Genomic DNA, 6,938 nt, shown 5'->3' with positions numbered 1-6,938 from the left:
AGTGGCATCAACGATAATAGCTTTGCTTTTGATGATTTCCTTTTCGATCGCAATTTTTACGGTTTTATTGATCAACATATCCAAAAGGTTGAGATCTTTCAAACGCAGTTTGCGAAATTTGGTCAATGAACTCGGCTCAATAACTGCCTCTTCTGGTGCCATATGAAGAAAATACTTAAAAGACATGTCATATTTTGAACGCTCAACTACATCAACATCCGACAAGTCATAGATAGTCTTCAACAATAAATATTTGAACATCCGAATAGGGTCGATGGCATTTCGACCGTTATCAAGACAATATTTATCTTTAAGTTCGTCATACAAAAAAGGAGAAGTCAACCAGTTCGTTCATTTTTCTCAATAGATTATCCTTTGGTACGACTATATTATATATATCCATAAATGGACTGAGGATCATTGATTGTTGTTTTTGAATCATAGAACTCACCTACATGAAATTGATACTATAATTATAAAACAAAAAAGGTATAACTTCCTCTATATTATGAGGTGTTATACCTTTTTACTATAAGGACTTTTTCAGTGGCCTCGCTCTAAGCTAGGGAAGTTTTTTTGAACGATTTACCAATTATTGCGTCGCTGTGATTGAAAGCAGTCACGGCAATAAACTGGTTTGTCACCGGATGGTTGGAAAGGAACCATGGTCTCTTTTCCGCATTCAGCGCAAACTGCTGGGAACATTTCTCGTTGCTGGCGGCCGTATCCGCCACCATTACCACGAGTTTGTTGCTTTCGGGCTGCACGACAGGATGGGCAACGACCAGGTTCATTAGTGAATCCTTTTTCAGCATAGAATTCTTGTTCATTGGCCGAAAAAACGAATTCTTGACCACAATCTCTGCAAACAAGGGTTTTGTCGTTAAACATAAAAAAACCTCCTAAATTTTCTGCCCGCAGGTGTGGGATGTAATCTTCCCATAGCTTTAGGCAATTAAGAAGGTTTTGGATATCCACATTTTCTAACGAGCACCTCATAGTATAGCAGAATAGAGGCTAACCCACAACCAATTATTCGGAAATATTTAAAACTTCTCCAATACCGAATTCACTCACGCCCCTCGCTACCCTCAAGCCCAAATACCTGCCATGTCATAAACGCTAGCCGTCGGTCAGCTGGCGTACTCTTTCAATCCTGCAGGACGGATGCCTTTACCTATGGGGAGTTGTTATATGAGGGATAGCTTCGAAGGTTTGAATTATAGGAAAGAGTGACGGATGCCATATAAGAGGATTACTCTTATTAATTCACTAAAAACAGATGCCCAAATCTCCAGATTGTTCCATATTTGTATGGAAGGTTTGGCGCGTTTTTGTTTTTCAGTAAAGAAAGATAATTTTCTACCTAAGATTAGAAGTGATGTCTGGAAAAAATGTTGAATTATTGGAGATAATTATTTGTTGCTTGCTAACTTTTAGTATACAAAACTGAGCGGGATTGTGGATTAAATGTCTATCCCATAAGTCTAAAAGTCCCTGTCTTGCTTTTCGTGAGGAGGGTCTTTTTTAATTAAAATTCTAGAAAATTACAGTTTAATGAAGGGTTATGATGATAAATGTAGAAATAGTCCTAAATTAGGAATATTTCTGGGAAATGTAATTTTGGATAGCGGGGAAATGTTATGATTGAGAAAAAAATGTTTACTCACCTATTCATAGTTTTCGGATTAGTACTTGGAATCATTACCTTTTTATTTGATCGTTGGCAAGATACCAATAACTATCCATTTTTATATTCATGGACTATCGTCATTTTGTCCTATATGATATTTGGGGGCGTTATTGGGCATCTTCTAAAAAAAACATTTAACGAACAGAAAAGACAACAAGAGTTAGGAATCGAAGAAAAAAATCGTTTACATGCCCTACTTAATAGTCTTCCGGGTCTAATGATTGTTCTAGATGAAGAGTTTAAAATTCGATTTGCAAATCGAAATTATATTATGAAATATGGAGAGTGCGAAGGAAAATACTGTTATGAGGTAGGCAATAAAAAAAGCCCTTGTAATGATTGTTTAGTAAAAAAGTCGTTTACATGTGAACTACCCTTTAGCAGAGAGGAAGTATTTCTTAATAATAGGTTTTATGATGTTACGTTCCAGCCATTTCGCGATATTGATGGTTCAATGCTTGTGATAAGAACTCTATATGATATCACAGAACGTAAAGAGGCCGAGCAAGAATTATCGCGGTTGCATTCAGAGATGTCGCGTCTTGAGCGTCTGAATATTGTGGGGCAAATGGCAGCGGGTATAGCCCATGAAATCAGGAATCCAATGACAACGGTACGCGGATATCTCCAATTGTTAGGAGAAAAAATGGAGTTTCAAGCTCTTAGAACAACGCTTGACCTTATGGTTGAAGAACTTGATCGTGCGAACTCGATTATCACGGAATTCTTGTCGTTTGTCAGAAATAGTCCCATGGAGAGCCATTACCAAAACATTAACGATATACTTCGAAATTTGTATCCATTACTGGAAGCCGACGCATACAGTCAGAATAAGAAAATCAAGTATGAAGCGGGGGAAACACCGGATATTCTCTTAAACTCCAAAGAGATTTCACAATTAATTCTCAATTTATGCCGCAACGGATTGGAGGCAATGCAAGCCGGTGGAACGCTTAAATTAAGCACATACATTGCGGACCAGCAGGTTGTATTTTCTGTTGAAGATGAAGGGTCTGGTATCAGTGGAGAAGCTTCTGAAAAACTGGGGACACCGTTTTTTACGACCAAAGAAAATGGGACTGGATTAGGATTAGTCACTTGTTATAATATTGCTGATCGACATAAAGCGAAAATCGATTTTAAAAGTAGCTCTGGCAAAACAACATTTTTTGTACGCTTTCCTGTTACTGCCTGAGTTTTTACGTTCTTCCATCCTTTGCTATATCCATTTATTTCCGGTAGAAATTAAAATTATGAAGTGACTTCATTTGCAGTGCTAGTAGAAGTCACTTGTTTAATTTCGTCACTGTAAAAGGGAAAACCCTCAGCATAGTGATAGAAGTTATAAGAAGATTAAAGGATCTGCCAATAAATGCTATACCCTAGACCATCTACAAATACCTTTAAATTTAAAACCGCCCCACAGCAATGCTGGTAGGTATGGGTAAATTTAACTATAAATATAGAGCTTTATTGGAGTATCGTCTCATTCAATAGGCCATCAACAACAACACTTAAATGTTCCAAATCAAACGGTTTATCTAAAACGTAATCGATTTTGTAATGACGAGCTAATTCCTCCATTTCTTGTTGATCTGCATATGCAGACATTAAGATGACCTTGATGTCAGGATTGGCACTAAGTAATCTCTCCCGAAGCTCTATGCCGCTGATACCCGGCATTTTAATGTCCGATATAATTAGATCCGGTAACTGTTTTTTAGCCAATTCCAGTGCTTCGAGTCCTGTACTCGAAGTATGTACAATGTACCCTTTAGAAGAAAAAAGGGCTTTTAAGAGACTTCGAATCCCAAGACTGTCATCAACAATTAGTAAAGAACGCCGACTCAAGTAAATCCATCTCCCTCTCGATGAGTGTTTTTACCAACATCGTTTATTGGGATAGTGAGATTTAATCCTAGACTAATAAATAGTAACTTCTCGAAAATAAAAATGTAAGCAACGAAAAAGCTGCTTACATTTCACAGTTTGCAGCCAGGCTGTCATATTCCCATGGAAGTTAGACCCTATGGCTTTGCGTCTGTACTTTCGAACAATTTGCTCTAAAAACCGTATAGTCCTAAAAGGAGTAGGACTTATTTCCTATATTGTAATCATATCTTCTACAAATTACAACAAAAATTTTAATCGCAATGAGTTCAGACACACCTTATTTTGACTGAATGGGAAAATATTAGTCTATTTAAGGGAAAAAAGAGATATTGCTGAAGTATTCGAATTCCCGGATTGTCATCAACCACTAGTAAAGAACTCTCTGTTTCAAAAGGCATCCATCTCTCTTTCGTTTTTATCATCTTCATGACAAAAGATTTCTTAGATAGTCCTTGTTGGGTGAGTTGTTTCTTTTCTAATCGGTACTATGATTTAGGGAATAAGTGGCATGTTTTACATAATGTTAAGAATATTCTTCGTAAGATTCTGAAATCCTTTCTCTTGAGAGAGGAAAAGATTCTGTTTTGGGCTTTACAGGGATCTTTCGCATCAAAGGTTTCATGTGATGAATTTTAGTACAAAAACGATTGAAATTTATTATCGTTTCATAATTTTCCTTAAATATAATAAGATGGCAGATATTGTCGGATGGATTGATTCTAATCAACACCCGGAATATAATAGCAATTGTGTTAAGATAATGTCTAAATTAACCATTTGGAGTGAGACGATGAATGAGTGTTGTAGAAATACTGAAGTCTATTGAGATTTTACGAGGAAAATTAAATACTTTGGGGTCAAATAAACCACTCGTCGACCCTGAAGTTGTTCAACTTAGCCAGAGGCTCGATTTATTATTAAATGTGTACTATAGCATGAGAGATGTTGCTTAAGTTGAGAATAGTTTTATAAAAGTTATCATACATACTTAATATGATCATGTGTTAGGGGGGAGACTTATGGACGCACCAGAGCGAATAATCTTACTTCGTGATACCGATAAATGCGAAATTAACCCTGAATTAATGGATGCAAGAAATAAGTTTACCGTAGGACAGTTAGAAAATGAGTATTTTCAATGGTTCGATGAATTAATATAAATAAATAAAGTAAAGTAAAGTAAAGTAAAGTAAAGTGACCTTCAAGTGCTGAGGTCGCTTTTTTGTGTATAGGCTTGTAGTTACTGAACTTGCTAATGAAGACCTAGACAATATCATTTCGTATATCGCTATTCAACTCGATAATCCCATGGCTGCAGCAACATTCTTAGATGATGTTGAAAGATGCTACGGGTTTTTAAATAGTAAACCGTTTATGTATGAAAGATGTCATGACGTTCGTTTAGAAGCAGACGGTTATCGCAAGGTGACAATTAATAACTATGTTCTGGTTTATAAGGTGGATGAGATGAAAAAAATTGTAATTATTTATAGGTTTTTCTATGGAGCGCAAAACTATATTCTATTGATATAGGGGAGTGTAGACATCTCACTAAAACTTCTATTTTGAACACTATTAGTATCTTACCGAAAAAACACAAACGAGATGAGGGGATTTTTACCCCTGATGAATTAACAATGAAGTAACAATGAAGTAACATCATCCCATGTTGAGACCGTGGTTCGATTAAGAAAACAGACACTCTAAAAGCCGCCTGTGGTGCTGAATCGTATGATACATACGCTGAAAATGAAACGAAGATGATAAGGTGATTTTCGCTACCTTCTCAATATCCAACTTTTCAGTAATGTTAGCTTCTAGATATTCTACAGCCTTGTTCATTGCGTCAAGCCAATCCATAAAGCCCCTCCTCTATTTCTATATTAGATCACTGCTACTTATTTTTCCTGTCTTTAAATGCGTTCTGATGACAGGTTTGAATTATGTAGTTAAGCTGATTACTCATCATAAAAGCGATATCTCCACATGCAAATTTTAAAGGGTTGTGTAACAATTTACTGGGGCCGATTGTGAAAATTAGAAAACAGTAATCGTCAGATTGTACCATATTTTATGGAAGGTCTGGCGTGTTTTGTTTTTTAGAGAAGGATTCTCAATACTCCGAGGGATAGGTTAACAAAAGAATGTCTATTGAGGATGATATGATGAGGGTAGTAATTAGTATCTGTCGCTACTGGACAGTTCAAAGGGTGGTTGATTTTAACCGGTAGTTTTTATGATGCTAAAGAAACAGAAGGGTTTTGCTGTGGCCCACATGGGAGTTTTAGAGGGCGAAAGAAGAGTGAGGGATCTTAGCGACATAACGAACTAATTTGTGAAATTCTACTTGAGCGCCAAACGACGTTAAATAGCTGTTGACAACGTAAGCCGAACATGCTACTATGTATCCCCAGCTAAATTTAGCCAAGCGATTGGTTAAGGATAACAATCTGAATTGGTTATTGACAACAAAAGTTTAAAATGATAGTATACAGTTCCGGCCCCAAAAGCTGTGGTCTTTGAAAACTAAACAACAAGGACAGCCAATGAGAGAAACTCGGAAGAGTTTCAAAAGAATCATGGAATCATGAGCAAGTCATCATCTTCTTTAAGGAAGTTGAAATAACTTTTTTGGAGAGTTTGATCCTGGCTCAGGACGAACGCTGGCGGCGTGCTTAACACATGCAAGTCGAACGGAGAGAATTCTAAGTTTACTTAGAAGGATCTTAGTGGCGGACGGGTGAGTAACGCGTGGGTAACCTACCCAACAAACCGGGACAACCCTTGGAAACGAGGGCTAATACCGGATACGCTTATAGGTTGGCATCAACGTATAAGGAAAGGCGGCCTCTGAATATGCTGCCGATGATGGATGGACCCGCGTCTGATTAGCTAGTTGGTGGGGTAAAGGCCTACCAAGGCGACGATCAGTAGCCGGCCTAAGAGGGTGAACGGCCACACTGGGACTGAGACACGGCCCAGACTCCTACGGGAGGCAGCAGTGGGGAATCTTCCGCAATGGACGAAAGTCTGACGGAGCAACGCCGCGTGTATGATGAAGGTCTTCGGATTGTAAAGTACTGTTTTTAGGGAAGAACGGTTTCTTCAGGAATATGGAGGAGACATGACGGTACCTAAGGAGGAAGCCCCGGCTAACTACGTGCCAGCAGCCGCGGTAATACGTAGGGGCGAGCGTGTCGATGATTGGCGTAAGGGCNCGNGGCGGGTATTTAAGTCCGGGTGTTGAAAGGTGATCAGGGCTCAACCCTGGAGAGTGCATCCGGAAAGCTGGGATAGTCTTGATGGACAGGAGAGGAAAGTGGAATTCCACGTGTAGCGGTGAAATGCGTAG

The 6,938-nt window shown here is 38.3% G+C and carries 6 protein-coding genes, 1 rRNA gene, 2 pseudogenes and 1 riboswitch; of the genes and pseudogenes, 5 read left to right on the top strand and 4 right to left on the bottom strand.

Translation table 11 applies throughout. From position 1 onward, the window contains the following. Both DEAC_RS22490 and DEAC_RS21855 read right to left on the bottom strand, forming a co-directional pair. Positions 1 to 442 (bottom strand): annotated as a pseudogene (locus DEAC_RS22490) (transposase); the annotation flags it as partial. 143 nt (positions 443 to 585) lie between these two features. Beyond that, positions 586 to 891, bottom strand: coding sequence for a zinc-ribbon domain containing protein (locus DEAC_RS21855; RefSeq protein ID WP_083996447.1), 306 nt, complete (start codon positions 889 to 891; stop codon positions 586 to 588). A gap of 752 nt (positions 892 to 1,643) precedes the next feature. Between DEAC_RS21855 and DEAC_RS21850 the strand changes: the two genes are divergently transcribed. Beyond that, a complete protein-coding gene (locus tag DEAC_RS21850) occupies positions 1,644 to 2,888 on the top strand; it encodes a two-component system sensor histidine kinase NtrB (protein ID WP_047812185.1) in 1,245 nt (414 codons plus the stop codon). A 275-nt stretch (positions 2,889 to 3,163) separates the two neighbouring features. Here DEAC_RS21850 and DEAC_RS21845 read toward each other — a convergent pair whose 3' ends face one another. Next, positions 3,164 to 3,544 (bottom strand): response regulator, encoded by a 381-nt coding sequence (locus DEAC_RS21845; protein ID WP_047812184.1) that lies wholly within the window; start codon positions 3,542 to 3,544, stop codon positions 3,164 to 3,166. A 136-nt stretch (positions 3,545 to 3,680) separates the two neighbouring features. Further along, positions 3,681 to 3,766, bottom strand: a riboswitch (cyclic di-GMP riboswitch). Positions 3,767 to 4,380: 614 nt separating this feature from the next. Between DEAC_RS21845 and DEAC_RS23125 the strand changes: the two genes are divergently transcribed. From DEAC_RS23125 to DEAC_RS21840, 3 genes are all read left to right on the top strand, one after another. After that, a complete protein-coding gene (locus tag DEAC_RS23125) occupies positions 4,381 to 4,539 on the top strand; it encodes an aspartyl-phosphate phosphatase Spo0E family protein (RefSeq protein ID WP_083996445.1) in 159 nt (52 codons plus the stop codon). A 66-nt stretch (positions 4,540 to 4,605) separates the two neighbouring features. Continuing rightward, complete coding sequence (locus DEAC_RS24020; protein WP_200903179.1) at positions 4,606 to 4,746, top strand: hypothetical protein; 141 nt, start codon at positions 4,606 to 4,608, stop codon at positions 4,744 to 4,746. A gap of 64 nt (positions 4,747 to 4,810) precedes the next feature. Next, the gene (locus DEAC_RS21840) at positions 4,811 to 5,119 is read left to right on the top strand and encodes a type II toxin-antitoxin system RelE/ParE family toxin (RefSeq protein ID WP_047812183.1); all 309 of its coding nucleotides are present in this window, start codon (positions 4,811 to 4,813) and stop codon (positions 5,117 to 5,119) included. A gap of 192 nt (positions 5,120 to 5,311) precedes the next feature. On the opposite strand, the pseudogene DEAC_RS23430 reads toward DEAC_RS21840, so the two are convergent. After that, positions 5,312 to 5,446 (bottom strand): annotated as a pseudogene (locus DEAC_RS23430) (AraC family transcriptional regulator); the annotation flags it as partial. Between the two features lie 768 nt (positions 5,447 to 6,214). Here DEAC_RS23430 and DEAC_RS21835 point away from each other — a divergent pair. Then, positions 6,215 to 6,938: ribosomal RNA gene (locus tag DEAC_RS21835) — 16S ribosomal RNA — on the top strand; the annotation flags it as partial.

It is taken from the genome of Desulfosporosinus acididurans (assembly GCF_001029285.1).
Lineage (GTDB): Bacteria > Bacillota > Desulfitobacteriia > Desulfitobacteriales > Desulfitobacteriaceae > Desulfosporosinus > Desulfosporosinus acididurans.
Note: the sequence above shows the minus strand (reverse complement) of the source record. Positions and strands in the feature narration are given on the sequence as shown.